The organism is Hymenobacter sp. 5317J-9 (assembly GCF_022921075.1).
Taxonomy (GTDB): Bacteria; Bacteroidota; Bacteroidia; order Cytophagales; family Hymenobacteraceae; genus Hymenobacter.
In genome coordinates this window covers 705,948-722,000 of the sequence record NZ_CP095050.1, presented here as the reverse complement: position 1 = coordinate 722,000, position 16,053 = coordinate 705,948, and the positions used below count along the sequence as shown (strand labels likewise).

At 64.3% G+C, this 16,053-nt stretch carries 15 protein-coding genes; 7 read left to right on the top strand and 8 right to left on the bottom strand.

Translation table 11 applies throughout. The features are described 5' to 3' along the window. Positions 1–253: 253 nt before the first annotated feature. From MUN81_RS02855 to folP, 4 genes are all read right to left on the bottom strand, one after another. Positions 254–1,708 (bottom strand): T9SS type A sorting domain-containing protein, encoded by a 1,455-nt coding sequence (locus MUN81_RS02855; RefSeq protein ID WP_245114883.1) that lies wholly within the window; start codon positions 1,706–1,708, stop codon positions 254–256. After that, positions 1,705–4,677 carry a hypothetical protein gene (locus MUN81_RS02850; protein WP_245114882.1) on the bottom strand — a complete coding sequence of 991 codons (2,973 nt, stop codon included), beginning with the start codon at positions 4,675–4,677 and terminating at the stop codon, positions 1,705–1,707. The genes MUN81_RS02855 and MUN81_RS02850 overlap by 4 nt, the downstream gene beginning before the upstream one ends. A 425-nt stretch (positions 4,678–5,102) precedes the next feature. Further along, complete coding sequence (gene cdaA, locus MUN81_RS02845) at positions 5,103–5,936, bottom strand: diadenylate cyclase CdaA (RefSeq protein WP_245114881.1); 834 nt, start codon at positions 5,934–5,936, stop codon at positions 5,103–5,105. A 172-nt stretch (positions 5,937–6,108) separates the two neighbouring features. Then, complete coding sequence (gene folP, locus MUN81_RS02840) at positions 6,109–6,990, bottom strand: dihydropteroate synthase (RefSeq protein WP_245114880.1); 882 nt, start codon at positions 6,988–6,990, stop codon at positions 6,109–6,111. A gap of 109 nt (positions 6,991–7,099) precedes the next feature. Between folP and MUN81_RS02835 the strand changes: the two genes are divergently transcribed. The 6 genes from MUN81_RS02835 to MUN81_RS02810 all read left to right on the top strand — a co-directional run bounded on the left by MUN81_RS02835 (position 7,100) and on the right by MUN81_RS02810 (position 12,736). After that, positions 7,100–7,636, top strand: coding sequence for a DUF1599 domain-containing protein (locus MUN81_RS02835; protein WP_245114879.1), 537 nt, complete (start codon positions 7,100–7,102; stop codon positions 7,634–7,636). Between the two features lie 24 nt (positions 7,637–7,660). After that, positions 7,661–8,785, top strand: a complete 1,125-nt coding sequence (locus tag MUN81_RS02830) for an acyltransferase (RefSeq protein WP_245114878.1) — start codon at positions 7,661–7,663, stop codon at positions 8,783–8,785. 106 nt (positions 8,786–8,891) lie between these two features. Beyond that, positions 8,892–10,073 carry a BT_3928 family protein gene (locus tag MUN81_RS02825; RefSeq protein ID WP_245114877.1) on the top strand — a complete coding sequence of 394 codons (1,182 nt, stop codon included), beginning with the start codon at positions 8,892–8,894 and terminating at the stop codon, positions 10,071–10,073. A gap of 162 nt (positions 10,074–10,235) precedes the next feature. After that, complete coding sequence (locus MUN81_RS02820; protein ID WP_245114876.1) at positions 10,236–11,294, top strand: ABC transporter permease; 1,059 nt, start codon at positions 10,236–10,238, stop codon at positions 11,292–11,294. 125 nt (positions 11,295–11,419) lie between these two features. After that, a complete protein-coding gene (locus tag MUN81_RS02815) occupies positions 11,420–12,022 on the top strand; it encodes a shikimate kinase (protein ID WP_245114875.1) in 603 nt (200 codons plus the stop codon). A 36-nt stretch (positions 12,023–12,058) separates the two neighbouring features. Further along, positions 12,059–12,736 carry a sterol desaturase family protein gene (locus tag MUN81_RS02810; protein WP_348533161.1) on the top strand — a complete coding sequence of 226 codons (678 nt, stop codon included), beginning with the start codon at positions 12,059–12,061 and terminating at the stop codon, positions 12,734–12,736. Between the two features lie 152 nt (positions 12,737–12,888). On the opposite strand, the gene MUN81_RS02805 is transcribed toward MUN81_RS02810, so the two are convergent. Further along, complete coding sequence (locus MUN81_RS02805; RefSeq protein ID WP_245114874.1) at positions 12,889–13,068, bottom strand: hypothetical protein; 180 nt, start codon at positions 13,066–13,068, stop codon at positions 12,889–12,891. Positions 13,069–13,199: 131 nt separating this feature from the next. Here MUN81_RS02805 and MUN81_RS02800 point away from each other — a divergent pair, with 131 nt between their 5' ends. After that, entirely contained in the window at positions 13,200–13,832 is a 633-nt protein-coding gene (locus MUN81_RS02800; protein WP_245114873.1) for a DUF1684 domain-containing protein, read from the top strand. 146 nt (positions 13,833–13,978) lie between these two features. Here the strand turns inward: MUN81_RS02800 and MUN81_RS02795 are convergent, their stop codons facing one another. The 3 genes from MUN81_RS02795 to MUN81_RS02785 all read right to left on the bottom strand — a co-directional run bounded on the left by MUN81_RS02795 (position 13,979) and on the right by MUN81_RS02785 (position 15,972). Continuing rightward, on the bottom strand, positions 13,979–14,833 hold the full coding sequence (locus MUN81_RS02795) for a TPM domain-containing protein (RefSeq protein ID WP_245114872.1): 855 nt from the start codon (positions 14,831–14,833) through the stop codon (positions 13,979–13,981). Continuing rightward, entirely contained in the window at positions 14,830–15,288 is a 459-nt protein-coding gene (locus MUN81_RS02790) for a TPM domain-containing protein (protein ID WP_245114871.1), read from the bottom strand. Before MUN81_RS02790 ends, MUN81_RS02795 begins: the two co-directional genes overlap by 4 nt. Positions 15,289–15,393: 105 nt before the next feature. Beyond that, on the bottom strand, positions 15,394–15,972 hold the full coding sequence (locus MUN81_RS02785) for a LemA family protein (protein ID WP_245114870.1): 579 nt from the start codon (positions 15,970–15,972) through the stop codon (positions 15,394–15,396). Between the last annotated feature and the right edge of the window lie 81 nt (positions 15,973–16,053).

The following is a 16,053-nucleotide window of genomic DNA, read 5'->3' as shown; positions in this document are numbered from 1 at the left end:
GCATCCTAATGTTGCATTGTTTGCAGCGGCGATTACGCAGAAAAGGCAGCGGGCTAACTACTTACCAATATCCAACTCAAAGGCCTCTCATTGACTAGCTGCCTTGGCTTGCGATGCTCAACGCGGTTTCGGCCGGCAATACTTTCCGCTCCAATTCCACCCCCGATTGCCTGCCACCGCGGCCTCAGGCACCCATGAAAAAGCCCCGCTGGCGGCTGGCCAGCGGGGCTTTTCAGTTACGCGAAGCGCCGGGCTATTCCCGCACGATGCGCTGCGTGAGCACGCCTTCCGCGGTTTGCACGCGCAGCGTGTACACGCCCGCCGCCAGCTTGCTCAGATTGAGCGACTCGGTGCCCACGGCCAGCGAGCCGGCGTGCACCACCTGGCCCAAGGCGTTGAACACGCGCAGCTGCGAGGCTTTGGCGTTGATGCCGCTCAACTCCACGCGCAGGCGGCCGTCGGCCGTCGGGTTGGGGAACACGCGCAGGCTCACGCCGTTCAGGGTGGCCGTCTGGGTGCCCGTCACCACCACCGACACCGGCGCCGAGGGGATGGACGAGCAGCCCGTAGTCGAGGTCACCACCACGGTGTAGGCGCCGGACTGGGTGCCGGCGGCCAGCAGCAGCGTGTTGGCGCTGCTGGGCGGGCCCACGGCCACGGCCGGCGTGCCCTTGAAGAACTGGTAGGTGGCGCCCACCAGGGCCGGCGTGCTCAGCAGCACGGCACCGCCCGCCTGCGGCGTGGCCGTGAGCGTGGGCTGGGCCACGCCCGGGTTGATGGTGACGGTGGTGGTGGAGGACGAAGCGCCGCTGCAAGCCCCCGTGACGGACACCGAGTTGGTGATGGTGAAGGTGCCGTCGATGTTGGTGTTGGCCAGGTTGATGATGCCCGAAACTGGGTCAATCCGCAGGCCGAAGCCCGAGGCCGTGAAGGTGCCCGCCTGCGCACCCGGCGCCAGCACCGGCGCAATGGTGGCGTTGGCGCCCGTGCAATAGGTGCCGGCTGGGTAGCTAAAGCCCGAAGCCGGCGGCGCCGTGAGGGTGAGCACGAACTGGGCCGTCTTGGTGCAGGACGCGGCCGGGCCGGTGGGGGTCAGGGTGATGGTGACGGTGCCGGCGGCCACGTCGGCGGCCGAAGGCGTGTAGGTGGCGTTGAGCGTGGTGGCGTTGGGCGAGAACGTGCCCGTGCCCGTGCTGGTGTAGGTAGCACCCGTGGCCGTGCCGGCAATGCTGCCGCTCAGGGCCACCGGGGCCGTGCCGCAGCTGGTAGCCGCCGTGGCCGCGAGCGAGGCCACCAGGCCCGCCGTCACGTTCACCTGGATGGGCGTGCGCGTAGCACCGCTAACGCACTCCGAACCCAGGCGCCAGTCGTAGAAATAGTAGTAGTACACCGGGTCGAAGGTGTTGCCCGTGATGCTCACGTTGCCGCTCGGCGAGGTGTAGGGGTACACGGCGCCGGCCGTGTTGCGGTACAGGCTGGCCGTCGAACCCGTCGAGGTCATGCTCAGGCGCAGGCCGGTACCGGCAAGCAGGGAGAAGTTCAGCGGCACGAAGGTCTTCACGTTCAAATCGGCCGCCGTGAACGTGGCCTGGTAGGCTTGCAGCACGGTGCCGGCGCTGTTGAGCAGCTGAATGTTGCTCACGCCTGCGGCGGTGGGGTACACGTACACGCCCGTCAGGGTGGTCGGCGACAGCACGTTGAAGGTCATGGCGTAGGTAAAGTTGACGCCCCGCCCGCGCCCAGCGAGTTGGAAGTCGGCCCCACGTTTTCGGTGCCGCCCGCGAAGGCTTCGGCGTAGTAGGTGGTGCTGGCCGTCAGCGACGGCGTGGTGAAGGGGTTGCCCGTGCCCACCAGCGTGCCGCCCGTGGCAGCCGTGTAGTAGCGCACGCTCACGCCGGCCGGCACCGTGGCCGAGAGCGTGGCCGTGCCGCCGGCGCAGGTGCTCACCGGCGAGGGAGCAGCCGTTATCACGGGGTTGTTCACCGTCACCGTTGCCACGTTGCTATACACGGTGTTGCCGTTGCAGGTGGTGCGCACACGGTAGTAGGTGGTGCTGTTGAGCACCGGCGTGGTGAAGGTAGCAGCGGTAGCGCCGGCAATGTCGGTGAAGGTGCCGGTGGCGCTGGTGCTGCTCTGGTACTGAATGCCGCCGTTGGCCACGCCGCTCACCGAGAGGGCCGCCGTGCCGCTCACGCAGAGGACGGCGCTGGCGGGCGAAAGCGTGCCGGCCACGGGGGCCACCGCCGTGCGGGTGGGGGCCGGCGTGAGCGCGTTGTTGCCGGTGTTGAGGTCGCCCGTCACGGTGGCCGTGATGGCAAACGAGTAGGTGCCCAGCGTCGTCATGTTCAGGGTGCCGCCCAAGGTCACGATTTGGGAAGCACCGCTGGCCAGGGTGCCGGTGTTCAGGGTCGTGGTCAGGGTGGTGGTGGTGCCGCCGGGCAGCGTCACCACGGCCGTCACGGTGGCCGGGTTGCTGGCAAAGTTCAGCGCCGAGGTGCCGGCGTTGCGAATCTGTACGCTCACGGGTTCGGCGGGGCCGTAGCAGGTGGTGCCGGCCACGGGCGTGAGCAGGCTCACGGGAGCCACGTCGATGGCCACGGGCGTAAACTCGTAGGCGCCCAGGTCGGGGGTGGTGCCGCGGGGAGCGCCGGTAATGTCCTGGGTCACGCGGGCCAGCGGCGTGCCGGCGTTGTTGAGCACCACGTTGGTGGGCGTCAGGTCGCCGGTGCCGACGTTCACAAACGCCGGGTCCACTGACACGCTGTTCTGGTCGAAGGCGCTGCCGTTGGCGGCCTGCCAGGCGGTCAGCGTGGCGTAGGCCGCGGTGTAGTAGCCCACGTTGCCGTTGGGCACGTAAATGTCGTTGTAGTTGCTGGCCGGGGCGTTGGTGGTGTAGTACAGGCCGTACTTGGTGCCGGTACCGGTGCGCGTCACGCTCACCACGTTGTTCTTGATGTCGGCACCCGTGCCCGAGCTGTAAATGCCGTACGTGGTCGACGTAGTGGCCGTCGCTTGGTCGTCGCTGCTGATGGTATTGTTGTAAATCCGGCTGTAAGCCCCACCCGTGTTGTAGATGATGTACTGAATGCCGCTACCCGTGAGGTTGTAGAACACGTTGTTCACGAAATCGTTGGGCGTGGTGGCCGTGGGCACGGTGCCGGTGGAGATGTACAGCACGTAGGCGGTGCTGGTCGAGGCGGGGTTGCCCGTGAACAAATCGTGGAAGCGGTTTTTCTCCACCGCCAAGTTGCGCGAGCCGCCGCTGAAATAGAGGCCGTAGAGCGTGGAGCCGTTGGTGCGCAGGGGGCGGGCCACCTCGTTGCCAACCACCTGCAGGCCATCCTGGTAGCCCACATAGATGCCGTAGTTGTAAAAGTCCTTCACCGCATTGTTGCGGATGATGTTGCCGGTAGCATACGCCGTGGCGGTGCTGTTGCCAAACAAGGTGATGCCGTAATAGCCGCCGTTCACCGTGTTGCCCTCAATGGTGAGGTTGTTGGCCGACGTACCGCTCGTCGACACGCTGGTGGTCGAGCCGCTCACCGCAATGCCCGCAAACAGGCTCGACGTGGTGGCGATGTCGGCGTTCACCACGTTGTTGGTGATGCGGTCGTTGTCGGCGCCGTTGGTGAGCAGGATGCCGTAGCCGTAGGTGGCCGCCGGCGAAGCACCGGCGCCGGTGGCGTCGATGTTCAGGTTGTTGATGGTGGTGTAGTCGGTGCCGTTCAGCTGCACCACGGCGCGCTGGCTGCTGTTGGTGGAGGCAAACTGGATGGTATGACCGCCGCCGTTGATTACCAACGGGCTGTTGGCGCCGGTGCCGGCCACGTCGTTCAGCAGAAACTGCTCGGTGTAGGGCCCGCCCAATACCGTGAAGGTGGTGGGGCCGCTGATGCCGTCCCGGTTCAGGCGAGTGGCCGCGTCGGTGAAGCTGGCGAAGTTGGTGCCCGCCGTGGGCAGGGCGTTGTTGATGGTGAAAGCGCCGCTGATGGGGCTGGCGGCCTGGGCCGTCACCGTCACGTTGTCAATGACGGCCGGCGGCTGGACGCCGCCCGAATTGTCGTTGCGCCAGGTGAAGACCAAGCGTTGCGTAGTACCGGCCACGCTGGCCGGCAGCTGGAAGGTGGTGCGGCCAAAGGCAGCCTGCAGGTTGATGTTGGAGCCAACCTGCACGGCGCCGTTGGTACCGTTCACGAGCTGCGTGCCCGCGGCCGGCGTCACCGTGGTGGGCACCACAAACACCTGGATGTAGTCGTAGGTGCTTTCGCCACCAGCCAGCCAGTCGAACCCGACTTGCACAATGTTTTGCGAAGCCGGGAAGGTCACGTCGCGGTACATGTGCACCACTGATAACGCCGAGGGAGTGGTTGAGGTGAGGGTGTAGGCGTGGCTAACCCCGGCGTCGTTGGAGATGTAGGCCGCCTTGGTGCCCGCCGTGGTGGGGCCGTTGCCGGCCACCGTGCCCACGTACCACTGGTTGAGCTGGGTGCCGTTGGCAATGGTGAAGGAGTTGGTGGCGCCTTCGAAGGTCTCGTTGAAAACCGTGGTGGGGGTTTGGGCGTGGGCCGTGCCGCTCAGCAGCAGGGCGCCCGCGCCGAGCAGTCCCAGCAGGCGCTTGCGCACCGCCAGGATTCCGAGCCGCACCTGCTGCGACTCGTCAAGTAAATTTCTCCGCATGAAAAAGAAGGTAAAAGTGAATGAATACGGTGGGTGAAGAGGGGAAAAACAGAAGGCAACAACAGGGTAGCGGGTGGCAGAACCCCCAAGGAACAAGCAGGCGCCCGCCGGACTTCCCAATGGGCTCAGCCCCCAAGCCAAGGGGCAAACTTCCCACCGCTTGCCAGGCCGGCGACCTAATTGTTCGTAGAAAAGTAGAAACCGCAGAGCCAGGAACCTAATAGAAAAAACTAGATTATTGACTTTTTAACCCACGCATACAGCTGAATATCAGCACCTACAAGGCCATCATCAATTTTGCCTGGCACTATGCGGCAACGGCGCTTTCGCTTGCGCCTGGTCGGATTTAGCCCCATGCTCGCGGCACGTAGCTCCTGCTTACATCCTTCAGCAGCAGTCCTTCAGGCGGCAGGAACGGGCCGGGGTTAGGCCGCGGCCTCCGACTTGGCCGGTACCGCGGCGGGACGGCCGGCGCTGCTGAGCAGCCACTCGTTGAGGCGGGCGCGCAGCTCGGCGGTGGCCAGGTTGCGGTGCACTTCGCCGTGGCGCACCAGGCTCATGGCGCCGGTTTCCTCGCTCACCACCAGCACCACGGCGTCGGTGATTTCGCTCAGGCCGATGGCGGCGCGGTGGCGCAGGCCCAGCGAGGCCGGCACGTCGGGGTTTTCGCTCACCGGCAGGATGCAGCGCGCGGCCTGCAGGCGGCCGCCGGCCACTATCACGGCGCCGTCGTGCAGGGGCGAGGTTTTGTTGAAGATGGACAGCAGCAGGCGCTTGCTGATTTCGGCGTCGAGGCGGTCGCCGGACTCGGCAAACGAGGTGAGGTCCGAGGCCTGAGCGAAGCAGATGAGGGCGCCGGTGTACTTATTGGAGAGGCTTTTGGCCGCTTCCACAAACGGGCCCACCGAGAGCGGCGCGGCCTCGGCGGGTCGGCCCCAGGTCCAGCCGCGCATGCGCTCGAGGGCGGTGGCCTTGCCCACACTCAGCAAAAACCGCCGGATTTCCTGCTGAAACAAAATGATGCTGGCCAGCACGCCCACGCTCATAAACTGTCCCAGAATCTTGGTGAGCAGCTCCATGCCGGTGGCTTTCACCAGCAGGTAAAGCACGTAGAACGAAATCAGCCCGAGGGCCACGTTGAGGGCCACCGAGCCGCGCAGCAGCTTGTAGAGCTGGTAGAGCAGCACCGTCACCAGCAACACGTCGGCCGCGTCAATCCAGCCGAAGCGCAGGAAATTGATGGGGAACGGGCCGGACATGGCGGTGAGGGGATAAGGGAAAAGGTATGGGGAAGACGTCTGTCATCCGGAGCAGCGCGAAGGACCTTGCCACCGAAGCACGCATCGTTCGGACGTGAAAAGGTCCTTCGCTGCGCTCAGGATGACAACGAGTAGGTAACGCAGTTGCACGCCGCCCTTCAAATTACGGCCTTTATTCCGCCATTGGAAAGGTATGGGCAAATAATTCTATGGTTTGCTGTGCTTCGGCCACGTCGTGGGCCCGCAGCAAGCGGGCGCCGCCCTGCAGGGCCAGCACGTGCAGGGCCGTGGTGCCGTTGAGAGCTGTTTCGGGGCCCAGGCCCAGCGGGCCGTACACCATGCGCTTGCGCGAGAGGCCCGCCAGCACGGGCAGGCCCAGGGCGTGCAGCTCGGACAGGCGGCGCAGCAGCTCGTGGCTCTGGGCAGCGGTTTTGGCGAAGCCGAAGCCGGGGTCGAGCACCACATCCACGGCGCCGGCCTGGCGCAGGGCGGCCACGCCGTCGCGGAAGTAACGCAGCAGGGTGAGCATGAGGTCGTCTTCGTAGTGCGTGAGCTTGGCCATGGTTTGGGGCGTGCCGCGCAGGTGCATCAGCACGTAGGGCACGCGCAGGCGGCCCACAGTGGCAAACATTTTGGGGTCGAGGGTGCCGCCGCCCACGTCGTTCACCAGGTCGGCGCCGGCGGCCACGGCGGCTTCGGCCACGCCGGCCCGGAAGGTATCGGCGGAGAGAAAAGCGTCGGGAAACTCGCGGCGCAGTGCCTCCACGGCGGGCAGCAGGCGCTGGGTTTCCTCGGCTTCGGAAATATCGGCGGCGCCGGGGCGGGTGCTGTAGGCGCCGAGGTCGAGCACGGCGGCGCCGGCTTTCAGCATGGCTTCGGCCCGCGCGAGCAGGTCTTTTTCGGACTCGACCCGGCTGCCTTCAAAAAACGAGTCGGGCGTGAGGTTGAGAATGCCCATCACCTGCGGGCGGCGCAAACTCAGCAAGCGGCCGTGGGGGCTGAGCAAGGTGTGAATGGGTGAATGGGTGAATGGGTGAATAACGGGCGAGCGCATGGCGAGCGGGAAATAAAGCGGGCTCAATATCGACCTCCCGAGGCGAACTTGCGGCCCTGAGGACGGTGCTACGTTCATTCACCCATTCACCCATTCACCCATTCACCCATTGAATACTCCCGACCACTACGACCTGCTGCTGGCCCGCTGCCGCGCCTTGTTCCTGGCCAAAACCCACGACTACGGCACGGCCTGGCGCATCCTGCGCCTGCCTTCGGTCACGGACCAGATTTTCATCAAAGCCAACCGCATTCGGACCATTCAGGAAACGGGCGTGCAGCTGGTGGCCGACGACGTGAACGAGGAGTTCGTGGCCATCATCAACTACTGCCTCATTGCCCTGATGCAGCTGCATCTGCCCGCCGACACGCCCCTCGACATGACGCCCGAGGCCGTGGCGGCAGCCTACGACGACGAAGCCGCCGAAAACCGCCGCCTGCTGCTGGCCAAAAACCACGACTACGGCGAAGCCTGGCGCCAGATGCGCGTGTCGAGCATCACCGACCTCATCCTGATGAAGCTGCACCGCGTGAAGCAGCTCGAAGACATTGGCGGCGACGCCTGGGTGAGCGAAAGCGTGGAAGGCAGCTACCGCGACATGCTGAACTACGCCGTGTTCGCGCTGATTTTGCGCGGGGAGCAATAGTTGCCATTGCCTGCCGCGATTCCCGTGCCTGCCCCACGCCCCGCCGTTGCCCCCACCGAGCCGGCGCCCAAGCTTGCGTACATCGACGCGCTGCGAGGCCTGGCCATTCTGGGTGTGGTGTTGGTGCACTGCGTGTTGTTTGGCACCGAGCTGCATGGGCTGAACATCTGGGTGCGCAACCTATTTGACGTGGGCAACCGCGGCGTGCAGCTGTTTTTCCTCGTGAGTGCCTTCACCTTGTGCCGCTCCGCCGAAGCCAGGCGCGGCGAAGCACATCCCACCCGAAATTTTTTGCTGCGCCGCCTGTTCCGCATTGCCCCTATCTATTGGCTGGGCGTGCTGCTCTACGGCGTGGCCTGGATGCCGCTGACCGGGCACCCCAGCGACGCGACCCCGGCCAACGTGCTGGCCAACCTCACCTTTCTAAACGGCCTGAGCCCGCACTGGATGAACCACCCCGTGCCCGGCGGCTGGAGCATTAGCGTGGAAGTGTGGTTCTACGCCCTTGCGCCGTGGCTATTTGCAAGCCTGCGCACCGCCGACCGGGCCGCACGCTTTGTGGCCATTAGTATAGCGATGGCCATCGGTGGCACGTTGCTGCTGCTGCCCCGCCCGCTCATTGCCGACGCCACGCTCTGGTGGCAGTACTTGCTCTGGTGCTTTCCGAGCCAGCTGCCCCACTTTGGGTTGGGGATACTGCTGTACCGAATGAGCGGCGGGCCGGCCGCAAGCCGCCGGCTGCGCCGCTCCACGTGGGCGCTGCTGGCGGGCGCTGGCCTGGCGGTGCTGCTTACCATTCGGCCGGTGGGCGGCAGCTTGCATTACGTGTTTGGCGTCCTGTTCTTCGGCCTGACCTGGGCCCTGAGCCGCGGGGCGTTGCGCCTGCTGGTCAACCGGGTTAGCACATTCCTTGGCACCATCAGCTATTGCCTATACCTCTCCCACTTCATGGTGCTGTATGCGTTGGAACGTTTCGGCGTGGCGCAGCTGGTGCCGGCCACCACCACGGCTTCGGCGCTGCTCGGCATTGGGGTGCGGTTTTGCCTGGTGCTGGGGCTAGGTTCGGCCCTGAGCGTCGTGCTCCACAGGTGGGTGGAACTTCCGGGACAACGCCTGGGGGCTTACCTAATCCGGCGCCTGCCTTCGTGAAGGGTGGCTTGCCAGCACTGCCCGTCGGCACCTCACGCAAGCTCCGGGGCACCGATTTCAAACCTCCGGCGTTGCCCAGCCGTTTGCCACGGGCTTACTTTGTCTTATGTCAATTCCTAGTTCACTTACCGCGGCGGCTCCGGCGCCCCACCCCTTGCGCATCCTCACGCGCGTTGCGTGGTTTTTGCTGGGGGCCATCTTCATTTTCTCGGGCTTGGTCAAGCTGAACGACCCGGTGGGCACGGCTTACAAGCTCGAAGAATATTTTGAGGTATTTGCCGAGTCGCTGCCGGCCATCGGCGGGTTCTTTTTGTGGTTTAAAGACCTGTCGCGCACGCTGTCCATCGTGCTCAGCTCCTTAGAAGTGATTCTGGGCGTGGCGCTGCTGCTGCGCTGGCACCTGAAAATCATTCTGTGGGCGCTGCTGGGGCTGCTGGTGTTTTTCGGCTTCCTCACTTTCTACTCGGCCGCTTTCAACAAGGTGACCGACTGCGGCTGCTTCGGCGACTTCATCAAGCTCACGCCCTGGACGTCGTTTTTCAAGGACCTGTTCCTGCTGGTGCTGTGGGCCATCGTGTTTTTCAACCAGCGGTTTTTGCGGCACTCCTTCGTGCAGGGCACGCTGGGCGTGATGGTGATGACTTTTGCCTCGGCCATTGCCATTGGCATTGGGGTGCGGGCGCTGGGCCACCTCCCCTACTTCGACTTCCTGCCCTACAAGGTGGGCGCCGACATTCACAAGCTGATGAAGCCCGCCGAGCCGGCCCGCTACCGCTACACGATGACGCGCAACGGCGAAACCAAGGAGTTTGACCAATACCCCACCGACACCACCTGGAAATACCAGGCCATGACCTCGCTCAACCCCAAGGAGTCGACCCCGGCCGTGACCGATTTCGAAATAAGCGACGTGGACGGCAACTCCTACACCCAGGAACTGCTGAAGGGCAACAAGCTGGTGCTCATCGTGCAAAACACAAACAAGACGGACCGCGACCGGTTCGATGCCATCAACGCCCTGATGGAGGGCGCCGCCAAGTCGCGCCGCGGCATCACGGCCCTTACCATCACGAGCACCAGCGCGCCCAAGTTCGACTCGTTCCGCCACGACGTGAACCTGGCCGGCCCCTACTACTTTGCCGATGCCACGGTGCTCAAGTCCATCATCCGGTCCAACCCCGGCCTGATGGTGCTCAGCAACGGCGTGATTAAAGCCAAGTACCACTACCACGACATTCCGCCGCTGTACGAGGTAGAGCGGCTGATGAAAGCGCCAGCGGCGAAATAATTTCGGTAGCGGGAATGACCAAACGTCAGGAAAAGAACGGTCATGCAGAGCATAGCGAAGCATCTCTACCGCGCAAGTAATCCTGCTGGCTGGATTTAGTATTGCGGTAGAGATGCTTCGACTGCGCTCAGCATGACCGTTCCTATTCTCTTCACTCGTCCCATGCTATCCTTCATTCTTCGTCGCCTGGGTCAGGGCCTGCTTGTGCTGGTGGGCGTGGCGTGCACGGTGTTTTTGCTGTTCAACGTGCTGCCCGGCGACCCCGCCGCCCTGCTGGCCGGCCAGCGCACCGACCTGGCCACCAAAGCCGCCATCACCGCCGACCTTGGCCTCGACCAGCCCCTGCCCACCCGCCTGCTCGGCTATTTGAACGATGTGTCGCCGCTGGGCCTGCACCCCGCCGACTCGGCCGGCCGCGCCCGCTACGGGGGCCTGGCCGTGCTGCCGCTGGGCGAGCGCGCCCTCGTGCTGAAAAAGCCCTACCTGCGCCGCTCCTTCCAGAGCAACAAGGACGTGCTGCGCATCCTGCTCGATTATTTCCCCGGCACCATGTGGCTGGCGCTGGCGGCCATGCTCATTGCCAGCGTGGGCGGCGTGGCCTTTGGGGTGGCAGCGGCGCTGCGGCCGCAGTCGTGGCTCGACAGGGTGCTGGTGAGCACCTCGGTGCTGGGCATTTCGGTGCCGTCGTTTGTGGCGGCCATTCTCATTGCCGTCACGTTCGGCTTCTACTGGAGCCGCTGGACGGGCCTGAGCCTCACCGGGCAGCTGTATGAGACGGACCCGTTCACGGGCGAGCGGCACTTGGTGCTGCGCAATTTGCTGCTGCCGGCCGTGGCGCTGGGCATCCGCCCGCTGGCCATCATCACGCAGCTCACGCGCTCGAGCATGCTCGACGTGCTGAGCCAGGACTACATCCGCACGGCCCGCGCCAAGGGGCTGAGCCGCCCGGCCACGGTGCTGCACCACGCCCTGCGCAACGCCCTCAACCCCGTGGTGACGGCCGTGTCGGGCTGGCTGGCCTCGCTCATGGCCGGTGCGTTTTTCATCGAATACATCTTCAACTGGAAAGGCCTGGGCACCGTGACGCTACGCGCCGTGGAAAACCTGGACTTCCCGGTGGTAATGGGCGCCACGCTGTTCGTAGCCGCGCTGTTTGTGCTGATAAATATTGTCGTCGACGTGCTCTACGCCGTGCTCGACCCGCGGGTGAAGCTGGGGTAAGTTTTCTGTTTTTAGGTGTTGGGAGGAGTCGTCATCCTGAGCGCAGCGAAGGACCTTATCACTGTCAAACGATTTGTAGTAATTCAAACGGCGCGGACGTGATAAGGTCCTTCGCTGCGCTCAGGATGACAAACAACGCCAACACACCACCCTATCCCTACAATGCCTCGCTGGTACCCGGCGGCTCCGGCCACCTGAGCCTGGTGGGCCTGCCCGGCGCCGGCAAAACCACCCTGGGCCGCCAGCTGGCCGCGCACTTCAACCGCCCGTTTCTGGACCTGGACGTGGCCATTGAAGCCCACACCGGGCGCAGCGTGCGGGATATTTTCGCCGCCGAAGGCGAAGCCAGCTTTCGGGAGATAGAATCGGCGGTGCTGCGGCGGGCCCTGGCCCACGCGGGCCCGCCGCTGGTGCTGGCCACGGGCGGCGGCACGCCCTGCTTTCACGACAATATGCGGCTGCTCAACAGCGCTGGGCCCACGCTCTGGCTCGATGTGCCGGTGGAAGTACTGGCCGCCCGCATGGCTCCGGAGGAGGTGGCCAAGCGGCCCCTCATTGCGGCCGCAGGCGGGGCCGAAGCCTGGCTGCGCGAAACCCTGAAGGCCCGGAAAGGGTTTTATGCCCAGGCACGGCTGCGCTGCTCGGCGGCCTGCACGCTGCCCGCGGTGGTGGCGCAGCTGGCGGGCACGGGTTTTGCCCTGCCGGGCACTTTGCCCCCCATGCCGTAATTTTGCACCTTCATCCGTTTGTTGTTCGTTCCCATTATGCCAACTCTATCCCCCGAAGAACCAGACGTTAAGCCTACCCCAACGCCCGCCGCGGCCCCCATGCGGCCCAAGCACAAAGGCTCGGCGCAGCTGTTTCAGAACCCTGTGCTGGAGCGGCTTTCGCACACGCACATTGCGCTGCCGGTGGGCATTTTTGCCGTTACGGGCATTCTGAGCATGTACTATGGCCTCACGCGCGGCTTCATGACGGGCCTGGGCGCGTTGGGTCTGTTTTTGGCGGGCCTGCTGGCTTTCACCCTCGTCGAGTACCTGGTGCACCGCTACGTGTACCACATTCCGGCCACCACCCCGGGGCGCGCCAAGTTCCAGTACACCATGCACGGCGTGCACCACGAGTACCCCAAGGACAAGACGCGCCTGGCCATGCCGCCCATCATCACGGTGTTTGTGGCCTCGCTGCTGTTCTTCATTTTCCGCTTCAGCTTCGGCTCGTATGCGTTCGGACTGCTGTCGGGCTTCACGTTTGGCTACGCCATGTACCTGTTTGTGCACTATGCCATTCACGCCTACGCGCCGCCGAAGAACTTCCTGAAAGTGTGGTGGACGCACCACAGCCAGCACCACTACCGGCAGGACGAGGTGGCCTTTGGCGTGAGCAGCACGCTCTGGGACCACATCATCGGCACCATGCCCAGCAAGCAGCGCAGCGAATAGCTTTCCGGTTGGTTTTAACGCAAAAAGCGCGGCCCTTGCGAAGGAGCCGCGCTTTTTGCGTTTGGTGGGCGTACCCCCAAGCTGTGCTTGGGCCTGGCAGGCATCGTTAGGTTTCGTTCGCCTGAACCCAAGCGCAGCTTGGGGGTACAGACTTACGGCCGCGGGCCGCGCATTTTGTTCACGATGAAGAACAGCAGCGCCACCACGATGAACACGGCGATGATGCCCGTGTAGGCACCGGCCTTGAAGATGCCGGCAATGGCGTCGCACCCGGTGAGGGTGGTGGCCAAGGCGAAGAAAAAGAACAGGAGGGTTAGGCGGGAAGCATTCATGGCATCGACAAAAGAAGGGTGAAAGAAATTGTCCGCGGCCTTGCTACCGCCGAATCAAGGCTTGATACTAGGGTTTGGTCAATAAGGTTGGAAACGGCCTGGCGGCGCGGCAGGCGCATTAGCTTTGACCCATGAAATCTTTCTTTTCCGCGCTGCCTGTGGCCGCGCTGCTGGCCGGCTCCGCGCAGGCGCAAACGGCGCCCGCGCACCTCGATTCGCTGGCTCACCGCCAGACCGTGCTGGCTTTTCAGCAGGCGCTGAATGCGGAGTTCCGCAACCCTAAGGAGTCGCCCCTGACGCCGGCCGAGCAGCAGGCCCTCGTGAGCCTGCCCTACTACCCCACCCAATACCGCTACTATGTAACGGCCACGTTTGTGCGCGACTCCACCTCCCGGCCCTTTGCCATGGAAACCAGCACCGCCCGGCGGCCCACCTACCGCAAATACGGCGAGCTGCGCTTTGTGCTAAACGGCCAGCCCCAGCGGCTCAGCGTGTATCAGGAACAAGAATTAATGAAGCGCCCTGGCCTAGACGACTACCTCTTCCTGCCCTTCACCGACCTCACCAACGGCCACGGCAGCTACGGCGGCGGCCGCTACATCGACCTGCGTATTCCGCCGCGCGGCACCACCGTGATGCAGTTGGACTTCAACCGGGCCTACAATCCGTCGTGTGCCTACAACCACGGCTACTCCTGCCCCGTGCCCCCGGCCGAGAACCGGCTGGCAGTGGCCATTCCGGTGGGCGTGCAGAGCGAGCACTAGAGTCATGAAACAATAAAATAAAACGTCATGCTGAGCGTAGCCGAAGCATCTCTACCACGCAAGTAAACCCTGTCGACTGGATTTACTATTGCGGTAGAGATGCTTCGGCTACGCTCAGCATGACGTTTTTTGGCTTTTTATAAAACCTACCAGCTGCCGCTGGCGCCGCCGCCGCCGCTGCTGCCGCCGCCAAAGCCCCCGAAGCCACCGCCGCCTCCACCGCCGCCCCAGCCGCCGCCGCCGCCGAAACCGCCACCACCGAAAATGATGGGAGGCACAAACCCACCGCCGAAGCCGCGGTTGCCGCGCCCGCCTCCGCCACCCCGGTTGCGTAGCATGATGAAGATGAAGACCATCACGATGATGATGGCCCAGAACGGAAAGCCGGAGCCCGACGACCCGCGGCTGCGCTGCGGCCGGGCGTCTTCCGGGTCGGCCTGGTACTCACCTTTGGCGAGGGCAATGAGCTGGTCGGTGGCCCGGTCGAGGCCGGCGTAGTATTGATTCTGTCGGAAAGCGGGCACCAGCGTATTGCTGATGATGCGCTTGGCAATGGCGTCGGGCACGGCGCCTTCGAGGCCGTAGCCGGTCTGGATGCGGGCCACGTGCTCCTGCTGGGCCACCAGTATCAGGATGCCGTTGTTTTTGCCTTTGCGGCCGATGCCCCAGCTTTCGTAGAGGTTCTGGGCGTAGTTGGCCACGTCGTCGCCGTCGAGGGTGGGCACCGTGACCACCGCAATCTGCGAGGAGGTGCTGTCGTCGTAGGCCACGAGCTTGCGCTCTAGGGCGTCGGCTTCGCCGGCCTGCATCAGGCCCGCCAGGTCGTTGACCAGGCGCGGCGGGTTGGGCCGGGGCGGGGTGTTTTGGGCCGCCGCGCCCAGCGCCGTGAGGGCCCACAGCAGCACCAGCAGCCAGCGCCACGTTGCGGGCCGGGGCACGCGCACGCCAGCCGCCACCGCGTGCGGCGCTGTTACCCTGGCGTCAGCCTCGGAATGTTTCATGCGTCGGATGACGGCTGTTGGCCGCCGAAGGAAATGGAATCGTCCAGCTCGTTCTGGTCGGTTTTGGCGTCGTAGGGGAAGTAGCGCTGCAGCTGCTCGCCCACCATCTTAATGCCGCGCTCCAAGCCCAGCACGTAGTTTTCGTGCCGAAACTGTTCCAGCACGGCTTCCTTGGTGGTTTCCCAGAAGTCGTCGGGCACGGCGGCGTTGATGGCCGAGTCGCCGATGACGGCAAACTGCCGGCTTTGCCAAGCCAGGTAAAAGAGCACGCCGTTGCGGGCGGCGGTTTTGTGCATGTTCAGCTCGCCGAACACCTGGGCGGCGCGGTCCAGGGGCTCGGGCGTGGGGCAGGTGTCTTCGAGATGCACCCGGATTTCGCCCGAAGTCGTGACTTCGGCCTGCCGGATGGCGGCCACCAGGGCCGCGTCCTGGGCGGGGGTAAGGGGGTTATTCATCAGTTAGCAGTTAATAGTGAACAGTTAACAGTGAGCAGCCGGTAACCCACAGTAGCGGCTGAGGCCCTACTCGTTCACTGCTCACTGTTAACTGATAACTGAAATTTAAAACTGCACCGTGGGGGCCTTGCTCGCGGCCGGGTCGGCTTCGAAGTAGGGCTTGGGCTGGAAGCCGAACATGCCGGCAAACAGGTTGTTGGGGAAGGAGCGGGTGAAGGTGTTGTAGTCGTTGGTGACGGCGTTGAACTTGTTGCGCTCCACGTTGATGCGGTTTTCGGTGCCCTCAATCTGGGCCTGCAGCTCCTGGAAGTTGGCGTTGGCCTTCAGGTCGGGGTAGTTTTCGGACACGGCCAGCAGGCGGCCCAGGCCGGCCGAAACCTGGCTTTGGGCTTCCTGGAATTTCTTGATGTTTTCGGGCGTGAGGTCGCCGGGGTTCAATTGCACGCTGGTGGCCTTGGCGCGGGCTTCGATGACCGAAGTGAGGGTGCCCTGCTCGAACTTGGCGGCGCCCTTCACGGTGTTCACCAGGTTGCCGATGAGGTCGTTGCGGCGCTGGTAGGCGCTTTGCACGTTGCCGGCCTGGGCTTTCACGGCCTGGTCGCGCTGCACCATGCCGTTGTAGCCGCACGAGGACTGGGTGAGCAACAGGGCCAGGCCCGCGAAATACAGAAGAAAGCGTTTCATGTGAAAAAAGAAGGGGTGAAGGTGAAAGATGCTCGGGGGTTGGGTAGCGGTGGCGAAACCTGGGGCCGCCGCGCCGGTTTG